The 16,621-nt window shown below is 68.0% G+C and carries 15 protein-coding genes; 9 read left to right on the top strand and 6 right to left on the bottom strand.

The features are described from left to right. Nucleotides 1-3 precede the first annotated feature (3 nt). From Q9G87_RS17655 to Q9G87_RS17645, 3 genes are all read left to right on the top strand, one after another. On the top strand, nucleotides 4-375 hold the full coding sequence (locus tag Q9G87_RS17655; protein WP_305917459.1) for a nuclear transport factor 2 family protein: 372 nt from the start codon (nucleotides 4-6) through the stop codon (nucleotides 373-375). Nucleotides 376-417: 42 nt separating this feature from the next. Continuing rightward, nucleotides 418-2,718: a xanthine dehydrogenase family protein molybdopterin-binding subunit gene (locus Q9G87_RS17650; RefSeq protein ID WP_305917458.1), complete on the top strand. Its 2,301-nt coding sequence runs from the start codon at nucleotides 418-420 to the stop codon at nucleotides 2,716-2,718. A 169-nt stretch (nucleotides 2,719-2,887) separates the two neighbouring features. Then, nucleotides 2,888-3,355 (top strand): ATP-binding protein, encoded by a 468-nt coding sequence (locus tag Q9G87_RS17645; protein ID WP_305917457.1) that lies wholly within the window; start codon nucleotides 2,888-2,890, stop codon nucleotides 3,353-3,355. A gap of 40 nt (nucleotides 3,356-3,395) precedes the next feature. On the opposite strand, the gene Q9G87_RS17640 is transcribed toward Q9G87_RS17645, so the two are convergent. Further along, complete coding sequence (locus tag Q9G87_RS17640) at nucleotides 3,396-4,778, bottom strand: DHA2 family efflux MFS transporter permease subunit (RefSeq protein ID WP_305917456.1); 1,383 nt, start codon at nucleotides 4,776-4,778, stop codon at nucleotides 3,396-3,398. A gap of 84 nt (nucleotides 4,779-4,862) precedes the next feature. Here Q9G87_RS17640 and Q9G87_RS17635 point away from each other — a divergent pair, with 84 nt between their 5' ends. Both Q9G87_RS17635 and Q9G87_RS17630 read left to right on the top strand, forming a co-directional pair. Continuing rightward, on the top strand, nucleotides 4,863-5,846 hold the full coding sequence (locus Q9G87_RS17635) for an Lrp/AsnC family transcriptional regulator (RefSeq protein ID WP_305917455.1): 984 nt from the start codon (nucleotides 4,863-4,865) through the stop codon (nucleotides 5,844-5,846). Nucleotides 5,847-5,853: 7 nt separating this feature from the next. Beyond that, nucleotides 5,854-7,641 (top strand): polysaccharide lyase 8 family protein, encoded by a 1,788-nt coding sequence (locus tag Q9G87_RS17630; protein WP_305917454.1) that lies wholly within the window; start codon nucleotides 5,854-5,856, stop codon nucleotides 7,639-7,641. 328 nt (nucleotides 7,642-7,969) lie between these two features. Here Q9G87_RS17630 and Q9G87_RS17625 read toward each other — a convergent pair whose 3' ends face one another. Then, nucleotides 7,970-9,001 (bottom strand): TolB family protein, encoded by a 1,032-nt coding sequence (locus tag Q9G87_RS17625; protein ID WP_305917453.1) that lies wholly within the window; start codon nucleotides 8,999-9,001, stop codon nucleotides 7,970-7,972. 548 nt (nucleotides 9,002-9,549) lie between these two features. Beyond that, nucleotides 9,550-9,810, bottom strand: coding sequence for a GntR family transcriptional regulator (locus Q9G87_RS17620; protein ID WP_305917452.1), 261 nt, complete (start codon nucleotides 9,808-9,810; stop codon nucleotides 9,550-9,552). A gap of 174 nt (nucleotides 9,811-9,984) precedes the next feature. Here Q9G87_RS17620 and Q9G87_RS17615 point away from each other — a divergent pair, with 174 nt between their 5' ends. The 4 genes from Q9G87_RS17615 to Q9G87_RS17600 all read left to right on the top strand — a co-directional run bounded on the left by Q9G87_RS17615 (nucleotide 9,985) and on the right by Q9G87_RS17600 (nucleotide 13,720). Further along, entirely contained in the window at nucleotides 9,985-10,350 is a 366-nt protein-coding gene (locus Q9G87_RS17615; RefSeq protein WP_305917451.1) for a hypothetical protein, read from the top strand. Nucleotides 10,351-10,646: 296 nt separating this feature from the next. Continuing rightward, nucleotides 10,647-11,105: a hypothetical protein gene (locus Q9G87_RS17610; protein ID WP_305917450.1), complete on the top strand. Its 459-nt coding sequence runs from the start codon at nucleotides 10,647-10,649 to the stop codon at nucleotides 11,103-11,105. A 369-nt stretch (nucleotides 11,106-11,474) separates the two neighbouring features. Further along, nucleotides 11,475-12,734, top strand: coding sequence for an LpqB family beta-propeller domain-containing protein (locus Q9G87_RS17605; protein ID WP_305917449.1), 1,260 nt, complete (start codon nucleotides 11,475-11,477; stop codon nucleotides 12,732-12,734). A gap of 239 nt (nucleotides 12,735-12,973) precedes the next feature. After that, nucleotides 12,974-13,720, top strand: a complete 747-nt coding sequence (locus Q9G87_RS17600) for a polysaccharide lyase family 8 super-sandwich domain-containing protein (protein ID WP_305917448.1) — start codon at nucleotides 12,974-12,976, stop codon at nucleotides 13,718-13,720. Here the strand turns inward: Q9G87_RS17600 and Q9G87_RS17595 are convergent. From Q9G87_RS17595 to Q9G87_RS17585, 3 genes are read right to left on the bottom strand one after another with little or no spacing between them, the layout of a single operon-like run. Continuing rightward, nucleotides 13,710-14,483 carry an ATP-binding cassette domain-containing protein gene (locus Q9G87_RS17595; RefSeq protein ID WP_305917447.1) on the bottom strand — a complete coding sequence of 258 codons (774 nt, stop codon included), beginning with the start codon at nucleotides 14,481-14,483 and terminating at the stop codon, nucleotides 13,710-13,712. The two genes, Q9G87_RS17600 and Q9G87_RS17595, sit on opposite strands and share 11 nt — an antisense overlap. Next, nucleotides 14,480-15,448 (bottom strand): ABC transporter permease, encoded by a 969-nt coding sequence (locus Q9G87_RS17590; protein ID WP_305917446.1) that lies wholly within the window; start codon nucleotides 15,446-15,448, stop codon nucleotides 14,480-14,482. The genes Q9G87_RS17595 and Q9G87_RS17590 overlap by 4 nt, the downstream gene beginning before the upstream one ends. Beyond that, complete coding sequence (locus Q9G87_RS17585; protein WP_305917445.1) at nucleotides 15,441-16,586, bottom strand: sugar ABC transporter substrate-binding protein; 1,146 nt, start codon at nucleotides 16,584-16,586, stop codon at nucleotides 15,441-15,443. The genes Q9G87_RS17590 and Q9G87_RS17585 overlap by 8 nt, the downstream gene beginning before the upstream one ends. Between the last annotated feature and the right edge of the window lie 35 nt (nucleotides 16,587-16,621).

Genomic DNA, 16,621 nt, shown 5'->3' with positions numbered 1-16,621 from the left:
GGCATGCCCATCGACCTGGCGGAGCGTTTCCATGCCTTCCTCACCGAGATGCCGCACGAACTGGGCTTGGGGAACGAGGACGCCGCCGCCATCATCGACCGCTACTACGTGCCCGAGATCGAGTACTGGAACGACGGCATCCTCCTCGACCGCCAACGCCTGATCGATCACGTGAAGCCGGCCCGCAAGAACGCGGCAAGCCTGCGGATCGAGGTGCACGAAAGCCTCGTGGGCGAGGACGTGGCCGCGGCGCGCTACACGATGGACGCGGTCATGCGCCAAGGCAAGACGATCACGATGGAGATCTACCTGTTCGCCCGGTACGCCCCCGACGGGCGCATCCGCCGGGTCGACTCGATCACCCGCACCGTGTGATCCGTATGGACCGCCCGGCGAGCGGCGCTCACAATCGGGACCATGGGAGACGCGTATGTCGGCGCCAGGACGCCGCGCAGGGAAGACGCCAGGCTGCTGACCGGCCGCGGCAGGTACGTCGGCAACATCCACCTGCCGGACGCCGCGCACGCGTACGTCGTCCGCAGCCCCATCGCCCACGGCCGGCTGCTCAGCTGTGACACCAAGGCGGCCACGGCGGCCGACGGCGTGCTCGACGTCATCGTCCCGGCCGACGCCGCCGGCATGCGTCTGCCCTGCGTCAGCGTGGCGCCCGGCCAGCCGATCACGGAATACCCGGTGCTGGACGCGGCGATCAGGTACGTCGGCCAGCCGCTCGTCCTCGTCGTCGCCCGCACGCCCGAGGCCGCCAGGGACGCGGCCGACCTGGTCGAGCTGGAGCTCGACGAGCTGCCTGCCGTGGCAGACCTGGAGCGGGCACTGGAGGGCGACGCCCCGCTGCTCTACCCCGACTGGGGCACGAACGTCCTCACCGACTTCACGCTCGGCGACGCCGACTGCGCGGCGGCCGTCGAGGCGGCCGAGCACGTGGTGGAGATGACGTTCCGGATGGGCCGGGTCTCGCCGCACCCGATGGAGCCGCGCGGCGTGGTGGCCTCCTACGCCGGCGACGAGCTGACCGTCCACACCTCCACCCAGTCGCCGCACCACGCCCGCGAGCAGCTGGCGGACGCGCTCGGGCTGACCCACGACCGGGTACGCGTGATCGGCGGCGACATCGGCGGCGGGTTCGGCGGCAAGGAGCACGTCTACCCCGACGAGGTGCTCATCTGCCTGGCCGCCATCCGCCTGGGCCGCCCCGTGTCCTGGATGGAGTCGCCCGGCGACCGCCTGCTGGCCACGCTCCCCGCGCGGGCCGCCGTGCACCGGGGGCGGCTGGCGCTCGATGGCGCAGGGCGGTTCGTGGCCCTGCAGGTGGACGTGCTCGGCGACATCGGCGCTCACCCGTCGAACGTGGGCGTCTCGACCGCCGCGGTGACGGCCACGTTGCTGCCGGGGCCGTACCGGTTCGACCGGGTCGCGGTGCGGGTGCGCGGCGTCGTCACCACCACCACGCCGACCGGCTCCTACCGGGGCTTCGGCCAGCCCGAGGGCACCCTGACCAGGGAGCGGCTGATCGACGAGGCGGCTCGCCGGCTGGGGATCGACCGGATCGAGCTGCGGCTGCGTAACATGATCGAGCCCGGCGAGCTGCCGTACACGACGCGCGTCCACGTGCCCTACGACTCGGGCGACTATCCCCGTGCTCTGCGGACGCTCCACCACTTGGCCATGCTGCCCGAGAAGGATGACGGGCGCAGGCGGGGGATCGGGTACTCCTGCCACGTGGAGACCACCGGCATGGGTCCGTCGATGGAGCTCAAGGCCACGGGTTTCCTGGCCGGCGGCTACGAGACGGCGGTCCTGCGCATGGAGCAGGACGGGTCCGTGGTCGTGACGTCCGGGGTGGTGCCGATCGGGCAGGGCATCGAGACGGCGCTGGCCCAGCTGGCCGCCGACCGGACGGGGGTGCCCATCGAACGCGTGCGGGTGGTCATGGGGGACACGGCTTCGACGCCGTACTCGGGGATCGGATCGATCGCCAGCCGCGCGCTCACCGTCGGCGGCGCGGCGGTCACCCAGGCCGCCGACCGGCTGCGCGACAAGCTCGTGGCCATCGCCGCGCACCGGCTGGAGGCGGCGCCCGCGGACCTGGAGATCGCCGACGGAGCCGTACGCGTGAAGGGCGATCCGCAGGCGGCCGTGACACTGCGCGACCTGGCCACGTCCGCGTGGCGCGGGTGGGACCTGCCGGAGGGGGTCACGCCGGGTCTGGAGGAACGGGCCAGCTACGAACCGGCCGCCTACACCTACGCGTACGGGGCGCACGCGGCGGCCGTGGCCGTCGACCCGGAGACCGGGGCGGTGGAGGTGGAGCGCTACTGGGTGGTCAACGACGCCGGCGTGCTGGTCAACCCGGCGGTGGTGGAGGGCCAGATCCACGGCGGCGTGGCCCAGGGCATCGGGGAGGCGCTGACCGAGGAGATCGTCTACACCGAGAACGGCCAGCCGATCATCGACTACCTCCTGCCGACCACAAGGGAAATCCCGGACATCCAGGTGGTGATGCTGGAGACGCCCTCGCCGATCACGCCTGGCGGCATGAAGGGGGTCGGCGAGGCCGGCACGATCGGCCCGCCCGCCGCCATCGCCAACGCGGTCGCCGCCGCCCTCCCCGAGATCGCCGACAAGATCACCGACGTGCCGCTGACCCCGTCGGGGCTGTGGTCCCTGCTGGAGGTGTCGCAGGCCGGTCCTTCATGACGCCTCGGCTCGGGGCCGCTCTAAAAGAATGGCGATTTTCTTGCTGAAGATTCGACCCAAACGGCTTTCTCGTGCGTACAAGTTTCGACAGCCGCGTACGGCAACCGAGAGGCAGGCACTCTTGTTGAACCAGACGCGCATTCGCTGCCCCGCACCGGAAAGAGAAGCCATGACCACGCTGCGGTCCGCTCCCCAGAGCAGGATGCAGTACGTATGGCCGCTGCGCGAGGACGCCCGGACGGTCGGTCACGCACGAGCGATCATTCGTACGGAATTATTGTCCCTTGCCCTTTCCCCTGATGTCATCGATGACGCTGTGCTCATGGTGAGTGAATTGGTGACAAATGCCTTCATGTACGGCGACGCCCCCTACGAACTGATGCTTCACGTGGACGCCAAAGAGATCATGTGCGTCGTCGTGGACAGCAGCCCAATCCTCCCCGCCCCGGCGCCTGACGACCTGAGCGCCGAGCACGGCCGCGGCCTGCGCATCATCGCCCGGCTCTCCGACGGCTTCTACGGCTGTCACCCCCAGCGTTACGCCACCCACCCGGACCTGGTCGGCAAGGCCACCTGGTTCGCCCTGCCCCGCGACGGCCTCCAGGCCAACGTGGTGCCGATCAGACCCGGGACGTGAACGGCCCCGCGCCCAGGCCGGGCGCGGTGGTCAAGCGGGGTCAGTGGTGATCAGGGCGGCGCGTGGCGCGGACGGCGGCCAGGACGAGGAGGCCGGCCATCAGGCCGATGATCGCGCTCGCCCGGTAGACGTCATTCAGCGCCACGTACGCCGCCGCGTCGGCCCGGTACAGCAGGCCGAGGGCGGCGATGCCGAGCGCGTACCCGAGCTGCCTGACCGTGTTCACGGCGCCGGCCGCCATGCCCGCGCGCGGCGGCGGGGCGAACGCCATGGCGGCGGAGCTGAGCGACGGCACGGCCAGGCCCACGCCGACCCCCGTCACCACCAGTCCAGGCGCCAGCGCGGTCCAGCCGGTGTCCGGACCCAGCGTGCCCTGCAGGAACGCGCCCGCCCCGATCAGCAGCAGCCCGCCACCGACGGCGGCACGCGGCGACAGCCCCGGGAACAGTCGTGCGCCGCCGATCGAGACCACCAGGGACGTCACGGCCATCGGGGACAGCGCCACGCCCGCCGCCACGGGCCCGAGCCCGAGGTCCTGCTGCAACCAGAGTGAAGTGAAGGCCAGGCATGCGAACGCGGCGGGCATGAGCAGTCCGGCCCCGGCCAGGATCCCGCTGAACGAACGATCGGCGAACAACCGCAGGTCCAGCATGGGCCGGTCGCTACGCGTCTCGGCGACGAGGAACGCCACCAGCGCCACGACCGCCACGCCCAGCGGCGCCAGCGTCCGCACCGCCGTCCATCCGTGCTCCCCGGCCTCGATCAGCCCGTACGTGAGCGCGCCCGCCGCCACCGTGAACGTCACCATCCCCGCCCAGTCGAGCCGACCGCCGCCGGGCAGGCGCGACTCGCGGACGGCCCGCAGCGTGAGCCAGGCCGCGACCAGGCTGATGGGCAGGTTGACGAGGAAGATCGCCCGCCAGTGCAGGTGCTCGGTGAGCAGGCCGCCGAGCACGGGTGCGAGGGCGGCGGCGGCCCCGTTGACACCGCCCCACACGCCGAAGGCGATGCCACGCTGCCTGCCGTGGTACGTGGAGCTGATGAGGGCGAGCGTGGTGGCCATCATGGCCGCCCCGCCCGCGCCCTGCACCACGCGGGCCGCCAGCAGCAGGCCGCCGCTGGGCGCGAGCCCGCAGGCGAGCGAGGCCAGCGCGAACACGGCCAGCGCCACCAGGTAGACCTTGCGTCGTCCGGCGTGGTCGGCGAAGGACCCGGCGGCCAGCAGCAGCGCCGCCAGCGCGAGCGCATAGCCGTCCAGCAACCACTGCGCACCGGTGAACGACATGTGGAGGTCGGAGGCGATCGGGGGCAGGGCGACCATGACGATGGTCACGTCCACGAGCAGCATGAAAGCGCCCAGACAGGCGGCCGCCAACGGCTGCCAGCTGGTGGTCGTCTCCGAGGTCTGTGTTGTCTGCGTCATGACGACCACGGTCGGGTCATGTGCGGGTATTCGCTGGGAAGGTTGCTACATGTGGCGCTTTTCCGTACGGGATAGCCTGTGCTGGTGGAAAACATCACGCTGGACGATGTCGACCGCGGGTTGATGCATGCCCTGCAGGTGGACGGGCGGGCCTCGTTCAGCCGTATCGGCGAGGTGCTCGGCGTGTCCGACCAGCGGGTGGCGCGCCGCTACCGGCGGCTGCGCTCCACCGGCATGTTGCGTGTCGTCGGCGTCGTGGACGGGCGGCGCCTCGGCTACGAGTCGTGGTCGATCAGGCTGCGCTGCACCCCCGACGCCGCCGTCTCGATCGCCCAGGCACTCGCACGGCGATCCGACACCTTCTGGGTGCACCTGCTGTCCGGCGGCACGGAGATCTCCTGCGGCGCGCTCCAGCGCACGGCGAGCGAGCGCGAGTCGCTGCTGCTCAACAAGCTCGCCAGGACGAACCGGGTGTTGTCGGTGACCGCGCACCGGACCCTGCACATGTTCGTCGGCGGGCGGATCGGCTGGACCGGCCTGGCCGCGCTCACCTCCGACCAGGTGGAGCACCTGGCCGCCGGGCGGATCTACACCAGACGGGGTGACGGCGAGCCGGTCGTGCTCGGCCCCGGGGACGAGGCGTTGTTCGAGGCGCTGTCGCAGGACGGCAGGGCGGGCCATGCCGACCTGGCGGCCGTGACCGGCTGGTCGGAGTCGACGGTCAGACGCCGCATGGAGCACCTGTGCGCGGCCGGCGCGTTGTTCTTCGACATGGACGTGCTGCCCACGCTGCTGGACTACCAGGTGGAGGCGCAGCTGTGGATGTCGGTGCCGCCGGCCGAGCTGGACGCGACCGGGCGGGCCCTCGCCAGGCATCCGGAGGTGGCGTACGCGGGCGCGACCACCGGCCCCAACAACCTGATGGCTAGCGTCGTGTGCCGCGACGACGCGGCGTTCTACCGCTACCTCACCGAGGGCCTGGGCGCGCTGCCCGCGATCAGGCACCTCGAGACCGCGCCGATCATCAGGACGATCAAGCGGGCCGGGGCCCTGCTGCCCACGCGATAATCGGGGCGTGCCCTCCAGGCGATCCATCCTGCGGCTCGGCGGCGTGGCTGCGGCCGGGATCATCGGGGCGCTGGCCCAGGCGGAGGCCGCGCACACGCCCGACGACTCGTTCGTGCGGTTACGCCGCCGGTGGCGCGAGGTCAGCGTGGGCTCCGGCTACGACCCGGCCGCGGAGCCGTACCGGACATGGCTGGCCGGGCTGGGCAGAGCGGCCGCCCGCCACCGCGACGCCATGGCCCCGTCCCGCACCTCGCTCTGGCCGGACCAGGCCTTCCCCTCGTTCATGGCGACGCCGCGGCGGCTGCGGACGATGGCGCACGCATACGTGCTGGAGGGCACCGGCCTGACCGGCGACGCGGGCCTGGCCGCGGCCGTCGCCGCAGGGATCGACCACTACAGGCGGCAGGTGTACGCGGCCGGCGCCGACCCCGTGGGCAACTGGTGGCACTGGCAGATCGGCGTGCCCAGGGCGCTGCTGGACGCCGCCGTGCTGGTCGGCCTCGACGAAGGGCGAAGCGTGGCCCTGCGGGACGCCGTGGACCACTTCGTCCCCGACAGCCGCCTCGCCCGCTACGGCGGCAACAGCACCGGCGCCAACCGCGTGGACCTGTGCCTGGTGATGTTGTTGCGGGCCATGCTCAGGTCCGACCCGGGCAAGGCGGATCTGGCGGTGTCGGCGCTGTCGCCGGTGTTCCGGTACGTCAGCGAAGGCGATGGGTTCTACCGGGACGGGTCGTTCATCCAGCACACATACGTCCCCTACCAGGGCGCCTACGGCGTGACGCTGCTGTCGGGGCTGGCCACGCTGTTCGCGGTGCTGCGCGGCTCGCCGTGGGAGGTGAGCCACGAGATCGTGTTCGACGCGGTTGAGCGGTCGTTCGCGCCGTTCGTGCGCGACGGGGCCTGCATGGACCTGGTACGCGGGCGCGGTGTCGGCCGACGGCCCTTCGGCGACCACGAGAAGGGCCGCGAGATGGCCGCCGCGATCCTGCTGCTCGGCGAGGTGGCCCCGGTCGCCTACCGGGCCCGCTGGCACGCCATGGTCAAGGGATGGGCGGTGCGGAACACGTACCGGCCGATGCTGGAGCACCGCGAGCCCGCCTTCCACGCCCGCCTGGCGGCGATCATGGCGGACGACGCGGTTCCGGCCGCGCCCGAGCCGGTCGGGCACCGGCTGCTGTCGATGAGCGCCAGGGCCGTGCACCGCCGGCCAGGCTGGTGCGCGGCGCTCAGCATGGCCTCGCACCGGATCGGCCATTACGAGCACGGCAACGGCGAGAACCTGCGCGGCTGGCACACCGGCTCAGGAATGCTCTACTGGTGGGCGGACGGGCACGGCGACCAATACTCCGACTCCTTCTGGCCCACGGTGGACCCCTACCGCCTGCCGGGCACGACCGTCTCCACGCGGCGGCTGCCGGATGGCGCGGGTGCGGGATGGGGAGACACGCGCACGCCCTGGCGGTGGGTGGGCGGGGCCACGGACGGCGTCTATGCGGCCGTCGGCCAGCACCTCACCGGGCTGGAGAGCACGATAGTAGACAGCACTAAACAACACCATGCCCGGGACCACGCGCTATGGCCTGCGCCTGCGGAGAGTTCAGGTCACCTTGCATCGATCTTGGGGACGATGACGCGCGCCCACGCGGTGATCTTGTCTACGAACGTGAGGATGAACTCTCGACCGCCCTTGCAGAACGGAAGCACAAGCAGGGCAGGAGTCATCAGCAGTATGAGCAAGATGACCGGCAGGACCAGCAGCACCGCTAACGCTACTCGTTGCCAGGTGGCATAGATCAGGATCACTCAAGCTCCAGAGATGGATCAAACGATTGTCAACCTGGTGCGATGCCCATCACACCAGGCCAGGCAAGTCTCCATCGCTGCTTGGTTTTCCTCCGCGATCTAAAATATCCCAATACCTTGACTTGGGGGCTAGAATCGCGGGTTTGCCATACGGGCTCTTCGAACTTGATCGGGGTTCGCAGGCCGCCAGGCATGGCGGCCTGCGAGGGGCCGGGTCCCCTGCTCACGGGAAGTTGTTGCCGCCTACCTGCCCGCGACCGCGCGCCCCGCTCTGACGGGCGGGCGTCGGCCTGGCGTGCCCTGGCACGCCAAGACGATTACCCGACCGGGACCCGGCAGCCGCCACCTCTGCGATCAGGACATTTGATGTGGATCTTCTGGCTTTGGCTCTGGCCTTGGTGCTGGCGGTGGTGCTGGCTGTGCCGCTGGCTCTGGCTATGGTGCTGACTATGGCGCTGGCTATGGCGCTGGCTCTGGCTATGGCGCTGGCTGCGGCCGTGGATCTGGGTCACGCGGCTCTTGATCTTGCGGGCGGTAACGGCGATGGCCTGCCAGTCGGGCTGGCTGTCAGAGTTGGGGTTGTTGGTGAGGTTGGTTTGTGCGGTGCCGTTGGCGTTCATCACGTAGATCTCCTCGTTGCCGTCCCGGTTGCCGGTGAAGGCGATCTTGGTGCCATCCGGTGACCACGCCGGATGACCGTCAGTTTCGGGGTTGTTGGTGAGACGGGTTTGCCCGGTGCCGTTGGCGTTCATGACGTAGATCTCGAAGTTGCCGTCCCGGAAGCTGGCGAAGGCGATCTTGGTGCCATCCGGTGACCACGCCGCTTCGGTGTCAGTTGCGGCGTCGTTGGTGAGACGGGTTTGCCCGGTGCCGTTGGCGTTCATGACGTAGATCTCGAAGTTGCCGTCCCGGAAGCTGGTGAAGGCGATCTTGGTGCCATCCGGTGACCACGCCGGTGTAACTTCAGTTGCGGGGTTGTTGGTGAGGTTGGTTTGCCCGGTGCCGTCGGCGTTCATGACGTAGATCTCGGAGTTGCCGTCGCGGTTGCTGGTGAAGGCGATCTTGGTGCCGTCCGGCGACCACGCCGGTTGATTGTCAGTTTCGGGGTTGTTGGTGAGACGGGTTTGCCCGGTGCCGTCGGCGTTCATGACGTAGATCTCGAAGTTGCCGTCGCGGTTGCTGGTGAAGGCGATCTTGGTGCCATCCGGCGACCACGCCGGTTGACTGTCATTTGCGGGGTTGTTGGTGAGACGGGTTTGCCCGGTGCCGTCGGCGTTCATCACGTAGATCTCGAAGTTGCCGTCGCGGTTGCTGGTGAAGGCGATCTTGCCGTTGCGGCCGGGGACCACCGCCCGGTCGGCGCCGCCGTTACGCCCATGAACGGCACGGCCGTCACGGCAACCATGAGCACGGCCATCATCACCCGGCCGACGATCTTTCTTGTGATGTCCCGGGGTTTCTGTGGGCCCGCCGCCTGTTCGCTGGTGGTCCCTGTCACGGCCATGGGCTGTGTGTTCATCGTGTGCCCCCTACGCACTCCGCCTCGGCTGCTCGCCTACATGCATGGGTCAGAAAGTCCTGCGCCAGGGGGCGAAACACAGGACGGCTGTCCAAGGTCACAACTGTGACCTGGGGGCTGAGTAACCACAGTAGATGCCAAGGCCGTCGAGATCGAGGAAGCTAGCGACTCGAATTCCTGTGCGAGCGTCGCGGGGGACGCGCCAGCGCGTTCGCGCCGTGTCAGCGGTCTGGCTGATCTTTCTGACTCAGCACACGCATTGAGGTGCCCACCCCCGCTTAACCGGCTCATCGAACTTGATCGGGGTCTTGCCCCTCCTGCGCATCCGTCCCCGGCTCCTCATGCAGCCCGCACAACAGTGGGCGGTAGTCGCGGGGCCTACTCCTCTGCCTTTCTGGGGCGTTCGGCGACAAAGCTTCCCATGCCCGGCTCTGTTCGGATGAGGCCATCCCGCCGCAACGCCCTATGGACCTTTTGGCCGGTTGCGGTGGCGATGCCGTACATCTGCTGGAGCTTCAGGACGGACGGCACCTGATCCCCCGGGGCAAGCTCGCCCCGCTCAATCTCGCCCTTGAGGATCTCGTACACCTGCACCCATCGGGGTATGCCCGGCTTCCACTCCTGCTCCTGATCAACCACAAGCACACGCTAAGTACGGGATACCGTGCCAAGCAAGAGACACCATGCCTGATGAGCTATAGCATGGTGTACTACAGTGGGAACCATGACGGCCCAGAAGACGCCCTCTCTCCCCTGCTGTCGTGCGGCTGACTGGCTCGCCGCCGTCCGCGACCTCTGTGCGGGATGTCGGTCGTGAAGATCTCACGTGCAGTGCTGAGGGATATTGCTGGCCTACGCGCCCTGGGTCTCACCCCGCGAAAAATAGCTGGGGAAATCGGCGCGAATATCGACACCATTGCCGTGGCGATCAGTTACCTGGACCAGGAAGGGCTGCCGGAGGAGCCGGAGGAACAGAACGCGCCAGCGTACGACGAAGCGGCTCGATTGGGAGAGTCTCACGCGCTATTCGGGGCGTTGTCGAGAGTTGAGTTCTTCGATCTTTTCGACCTGGATATCAATGACATACGAGCCGGTTACAGCGCGAGTGCGCTGTATCACGTGTATTTGCGCTTTCGCCTTCGAGCCCTAAGGAGAGATTTCTGTGAACAGGCGAAATGAAGCTTCGCAGGAGCAGCGTACTCCGGGACCCGTTGCCGTGAGACAGGCTTATGAGGAAGCCGATGCGGCGTTGCAAGCAATGTCCGATTTCGAGGCATACCAAAACGCAACGCAACTCGCAGATTGCCTACGGGAATTGGCTGATGCCACTGCCCTCGCTCGTGCTAGGTCTGCCGCACGACTGCGCTGTTCGGAAAATCTTTCGGTAGCTGGCCTAGCAATGAAGCTCGGAGTATCGAAGTCTCGCGCTAGTCAGTTTCTTCGGGCAGCAGGGGAATGCATAGAGGAGAAGACCAATGGGAATCACGGCTAACCCGCATTATATTGTCAGCCACAAAACGGCAGTCGTCGCATATTGTGTGGATTGTGATGTCTGGGTCGTCTCCGATATTCCCGATGCCACTTTCGACGGCGAATCGGCCCTACGCTACATGATGCTGAATGAGTCGCAATATAGCCTGGGCCACGCGGACCACCTAATCACTATCGCGGACAAAGCGATTTCCGAGATGCGCGCTATCCTCTCACTGGCGGCAGGAAAGGCGCGAAACCGCGAAGCCGCCGCTCACATGGATCAAGTTGGCTTCCTTCTCGCTTTGACGCAATTGATCCTGAATGACGCGCCGTCCGAGGAACTGTCGAGTCGGCATACGTGCCAGAACGGCAATGGTTCGGTGTTTTCGTGCGCGAAGTGTCTACGCTACTTGCTATCGGGGCTGGAGGCCGAGCCCTTCAAAAGGGAAAACATGGATTAGCATCCTGAGCCCCCCTCATGGCCGGTATGACGGCTCATCGAAGTTGAGCGGGGTTGAGACATCTGGGCTCATCGAAGTCAGGCGGTGCTGAGCACCTCGGCGCGTGTGCTGAAGCAGCAAAATTAGCGAGACCGCCGAGACAGGGCCATCGCGAACATGCTGGCGCTGTCGCACCACGACACCCGCACAGGAATTCGAGTCGCCAGCTTCCTCGATCTCACTAGCCCCGGCATCTACTGTGGTTACTTGCCCCCCTTTGGTCACTCCGGTGACCTTGGACAGTGGTCCTGTGGATCAACCCCCTTACACAGGGCTTTCTGGCACATCTATAGGCGCGGACGTCCGTTAGGGCACGTAGGGGGGCAGGCGATGAGTAAACAGATCATGGCGGTGGCAGAGACCGCCGTTAAGCAGATGGCGGGCGCACGGAAACTCCGGGGCATCGCAAAGTGGGTCGCCGGACGGGCAGTGATGGCCGTGATCGCGGTGCTCATGACGGCCGTGCCCGCTGTGATGGCCGTGGGCGTTTTGGCGGCGGCGCCGGCCGGGGCAGTGGTTCCCGGCATCAATGGCAAGATCGCCTTCACCAGCGTTCGGGACGGCAACGCCGAGATCTACGTGATGAATCCCAACGGCACCGGCCAGACCCGGCTCACCAACAACCCTGCGGGTGACATTCAACCGGCGTGGTCACCGGATGGCACCAAGATCGCCTTCGCCAGCGTCCGGGATGGCAACTTCGAGATCTACGTGATGAACGCCGACGGCACCGGCCAGACCCGTCTCACCAACAACCCCGCACAGGACAGTGAACCGGCGTGGTCACCGGATGGCACCAAGATCGCCTTCGGCAGCAACCGGGATGGCAACTTCGAGATCTACGTGATGAACGCCAACGGCACCGGCCAGACCAACCTCACTAACAACCCCGCGACTGACGCTCAACCGGCGTGGTCACCGGATGGCACCAAGATTGCCTTCGCCAGCAGCCGGGACGGCAACTTCCAGATCTACGTGATGAACGCCGACGGCACCGGCCAGACCCGTCTCACCAACAACGCCGCGACTGACAGTGACCCGGCGTGGTCACCGGATGGCACCAAGATCGTCTTTGTCAGCACCCGGGATGGCAACAACGAGATCTACGTGATGAACGCCAACGGCACCGGCCAGACCCGCCTCACCAACAACCCGGCGGGTGACGTTCAACCGGCGTGGTCACCAGATGGAACCAAGATCGCCTTCGCCAGCCTCCGGGACGGCAACAACGAGATCTACGTGATGAACGCCAACGGCACCGGCCAGACCCGCCTCACCAACAACGCCGCGACTGACGCTCAACCCGACTGGCAGGCCATCGCTGTTACCGCCCGCAAGATAAGGAGTCGCGTGCCCCGGGCTCACATCGCCCAGCGGCACACCCAGCGGCACAGCCAGGGGCACAGTCAGCGGCACAGTCAGCGGCACAGTCAGGGGCACAGTCAGGGGCACACCCAGCGGCAGAGCCGCACCCTGAGCCAAGGCCAGGGCCAGGGCCAGAGCAACAAGATCCACGTCGAATGTCCGGATCGCAGGGGTGGCCACTGCAGGATGCCCTTCTTTGATGCCGTTAACGATGTAGTCCACTGAGCGGCGAGCAAACTCGCGTCCTGTCAGGTCGAGATCTTCGACCCGTTCTACGATGGGGATGTCGTGGCGTTCGGCGTAGGTGTCCTGTTCGTGCGCCTGGAGCTCCGGACTGATCATCTCCTCGCGCTTGGTAGAGACGCGGGTGTAGGCGACGGCGACTCGGGTCTCTTCATCGTTGCGCTTGGGGGGCATGGGGCCTCTGGCCTCCTGCATCGATGGTGGCTTTACAACACACTACGATGGAGGCGTTCAAGTCGTGGTTCTTCCTCGACGACGCCGTCGTCTGCCTGGGCGCGGGCATCACCTCCGCGGACGGGGCGCGGGTCGAGACGATCGTGGACAACCGCAGGACCGGCGCCCCGCTCGCCGTCGAGCCGGGCTGGGCCCACCTCGAGGGTCACGGCGGCTACTTGGTGCCGGGATCGCTGCGCACGCTGCGGGAACGCCGGGGCACCCGCGACTACGTGACGCTCTGGCTGGACCACGGCGTGGATCCCCGCTCGGCCGGCTACGCCTACACGCTGCTGCCGGGGGCGAGCCGGTCGGAGACCCGCGCAAGGGCCGCCGACCCCGGCTGGTTGCGCGTCATGGCCAACTCCGCCCGGCTGCAGGCCGTCCACGTCCCGTCGCTGAGGCTCACGGCGGCGAACTTCTGGAACGCCGGAGCCGCCGGCGACCTGACCGCCTCCGCCCCGTGCGCGGTCCTGGCCCGCGAGCACGGCGACGGCACGGCCACGCTCTCCGTGGCGGACCCCCGGTGCGACCTGGACGAACTGACCGTGACCTGGGCCCGGCCGGTGGCCGGGTTGCTCAGTGTCGATGGTCGCGCTCGCACGGGGCTCCGCTGGTTACGCAAGCTGCCGCTCTCCGCCCCAGGCTCGCCGCTCAGCGGCGACGCCCTCCTGCACGGCTCCACCTTGACCTTTCATGGGCTTGCCGAGCGGGAGGGCGCCCCGATCACGGTCACGGTGCGGCTCAGCCTTTAGGCCGCTCGCCGCCAGGCCTTTCCCGTGACCTCCGGTATTCCTCCACCACCAGCTCGGTGAGCTCCTGCAGCGAGGTCTCCGCGGTGGGCTTGTCGAATGTGATCGTTCCGTGCTGCAGCAGGTTGACCCGGTCGCACACCTCCAGGATCTGCGCGTAGTTGTGCGCGATGATCACGATGGACACCTCGCCCCGCGCCTTCAGGTCGCTGACCAGGTCGAGGATCAGCGCGCCCTCCTTGGCCCCCATCGCGGCCAGCGGCTCGTCGAGCAGCAGGATCCGCGAGCGCGAGTAGACCGAGCGGGCCACGGCGATGGCCTGGCGCTGGCCGCCGGACAACTTGGCGACCTCGACGTCGACCGACGGGATGCGTACCCCCATCGTTTCGAGGTGCTCGGCGGCCAGCTTGCGCATGCGCCGGTTGCTCAGCAGCCGGGCGAACCCGACGTGCTCGCGGCCGAGGAACATGTTGTGGTAGACGCTGAGCTCGTTGATCAGCGCGAGGTCCTGGTAGACGATGTCGATGCCCAGGGAGCGGGCCTGCTGCACCGACTTGAGCGTCACCTCCGCGCCGTCGAGCAGGATGCGGCCCGAGTCCGGCTGGTGGAACCCGCACAGGAGCTTGACCAGTGTGGACTTGCCCGCGCCGTTGTCGCCGATGAGCCCGAGCACCTCGCCCCTGGCCAGGGTCAGGCTCACGTCCCGCAGGGCCGTGACCGCGCCGAACCGCTTGGAGAGCGATTCGGCGCGCAGGACTTCGGTCATGTCCGTCCCGCCCTTCGCAGCCGGGTGAGCGTGACGTTCGCGATCATGGAGAGCAGGATCGCGGCGCCCAGGATGAGGAAGTACGGGTTGGCGGAGATGCCGATGAGGTTCATCCCGTTCTGCAGCACCGCTAGCACGAGTGCGCCGAGTGCGCCGCCCACGATCGTTCCTGAGCCGCCCGCCAGCGCCGTGCCGCCGATCACCGCCGCCGATACGGCGGTGAACATGAGCCCGGTGCCGCCGCCGATGTTGGGGTCGATCGTGTGGATCCGGAACGCCTCGATCAGACCGGCGAACGCCCCCAGACTTCCGCCGATCATGAAATTTCCCATCTTGACCCTGCCGGTGCGCACCCCTGCCTCCATGGCTCCCAGCGGATTGCCCCCGGCGGCGATCGTGTGCAACCCCCACCGGGTACGCGTCAGCACCACATGCAGAAAGGCCACGATCCCCAGAGCCCACCAGAGATGCGCCCACGGCGCGGCCCCGAGCCACGAGCCGATCGTCCCGTCGACCGGCTCGGGGATCTCGGCGGGATAGGCATGCGACGTGGTGAGCACGATCCCGGTCACCGCGTAGAACGTGCCCAGCGTGGTCACGAACGACGGCACCCGCAGCACCACGGTGACGAACCCGTTCACGAACCCGATGGCCGTCCCCGTCAGCAGCGCCAGCAGGATCGCCGGGATCGCAGGGAAGCCCCAGAAGTCGATCGCGTAGTGCATCATGAACGGCGCCAGCGCCGCCACCACCCCGACCGACAGGTCGATCTCCCCGCTGACCAGCAGCAACACGGTCCCGCACGCCACGATGGCGGCCGGCGCGGCGGCCTGGGTGATGTTGACCAGGTTGTCCGGGGTTAGGAACACGTCCGTGGCCGACACGAAGTACAGCCCCAGGGCGATCGCGACCACCAGGACGCCGGCCTCCCGGTGCTTCAGGAACGCCTCCCGCAGGCTACGCATGGGGAATGGGGCCGGTGCGGGACACGAGCTTCTGCGCCGTGTCGGAGCCCTCGAAGCGGGTCTTGGTCGTCTGGTACGGCCCCACGTTGTCCTTCGTCACGAACAGCAGTCCCGTGTTCGTCTCGGAGGGGAACAGTAGCCCGCCCGACAGTTTGTAGAGGTAGAGGTAGAGCACCGGCAGGAAGCCCTGCAGGTACGGCTGCTGGTCGATCGTGTAGTCCAGGTCGCCGCTCTTGATCGCGGCCAGTGTCTCGGGCACCAGGTCGAAGCCGCCGGCCACCTTGAGCCCTTTCGAGCGCATGTTGTACTTCTTGACCACCTGCCCGATCGACTGCGTGGAGCCGGCGTCCACGGCCAGCATGCCTGCCAGGTTCTGGTGCCCCTGGGCGTAGGCGTCGATGATGGACAGTCCCCTGGTGACGTCGGCGTTCGTCCCGACCGACTGAAAGGTGATGGACTTGCCCGAGTCCTTGATCGCCTGCGCGGCGCCGTCGATCCTGGGCTGGATGTTCAGCGCGCCCGGCGTGGCGATGAAGCCCACGACCTCACCGGAGTCGACCTGCTGGAGCGCCCGCTGGCCGAGGGCGTACCCGGACTCGTAGAGCCCCTGCCCGATGTACGCCAGCCGCGCCGTCCCCTTGTCGTCGCGGGCGCCGTCGGCGTTGTACGACACCACCGGGATGCCCGCGTCGAGCGCCCGGTTGACCGGCTCGCGGAAGGCCGCCTTGTCCACCACGGCCACCGCTAACCCGTCCGCCTTGGCGGAGATGGCGGTGTTGCACGCGTTGACCATCTCGGCCACGATCGAGTCCTTCGAGCCCGTCCACTGGAACTCGGTGCCGAGCAGCGCGCACGCGTCCTGGGCGCCGTACTGGGTGGGGGTGAAGAACGGGTTCGTCGTGACGTGGCAGACCAGCACGAACTTCCACTTGGGCGTGGCGGGGAAGTCTCCTGGGGCGGCCGCGCCGCCGCCGGTCGCGGCCGGCCGGCTCTGGTCGGACGTGCAGGCCGACAGCAGCGCGGCGGCCGCCGCCGAGGCGCTGGCGAGCCCGGCGCCGGTGAGCAGCCGCCGCCTCGCGATCGGGGTGAGGTGAAGGGTGTCGACCGCTTCCTCGACCTTGGGGTGGATCTTCTTCATGTGCTCGACCTCGTATTCCCTACGAATCGGTCCAG

The sequence above is a fragment of the Nonomuraea turcica genome (genome assembly GCF_030718205.1).
Lineage (GTDB): Bacteria > Actinomycetota > Actinomycetes > Streptosporangiales > Streptosporangiaceae > Nonomuraea.
Note: the sequence above shows the minus strand (reverse complement) of the source record. Positions and strands in the feature narration are given on the sequence as shown.

What these genes read in the sequence shown, in the direction of transcription:
- Q9G87_RS17595 (WP_305917447.1), bottom strand. Translation starts at nt 14,483, where the DNA reads ATGACCGAAGTCCTGCGCGCCGAATCGCTCTCCAAGCGGTTCGGCGCG.
- Q9G87_RS17645 (WP_305917457.1), top strand. Translation starts at nt 2,888, where the DNA reads ATGACCACGCTGCGGTCCGCTCCCCAGAGCAGGATGCAGTACGTATGG.
- Q9G87_RS17655 (WP_305917459.1), top strand. Translation starts at nt 4, where the DNA reads ATGCCCATCGACCTGGCGGAGCGTTTCCATGCCTTCCTCACCGAGATG.
- Q9G87_RS17590 (WP_305917446.1), bottom strand. Translation starts at nt 15,448, where the DNA reads ATGCGTAGCCTGCGGGAGGCGTTCCTGAAGCACCGGGAGGCCGGCGTC.
- Q9G87_RS17640 (WP_305917456.1), bottom strand. Translation starts at nt 4,778, where the DNA reads ATGACGCAGACAACACAGACCTCGGAGACGACCACCAGCTGGCAGCCG.
- Q9G87_RS17650 (WP_305917458.1), top strand. Translation starts at nt 418, where the DNA reads ATGGGAGACGCGTATGTCGGCGCCAGGACGCCGCGCAGGGAAGACGCC.
- Q9G87_RS17605 (WP_305917449.1), top strand. Translation starts at nt 11,475, where the DNA reads ATGAGTAAACAGATCATGGCGGTGGCAGAGACCGCCGTTAAGCAGATG.
- Q9G87_RS17610 (WP_305917450.1), top strand. Translation starts at nt 10,647, where the DNA reads ATGGGAATCACGGCTAACCCGCATTATATTGTCAGCCACAAAACGGCA.
- Q9G87_RS17600 (WP_305917448.1), top strand. Translation starts at nt 12,974, where the DNA reads ATGGAGGCGTTCAAGTCGTGGTTCTTCCTCGACGACGCCGTCGTCTGC.
- Q9G87_RS17585 (WP_305917445.1), bottom strand. Translation starts at nt 16,586, where the DNA reads ATGAAGAAGATCCACCCCAAGGTCGAGGAAGCGGTCGACACCCTTCAC.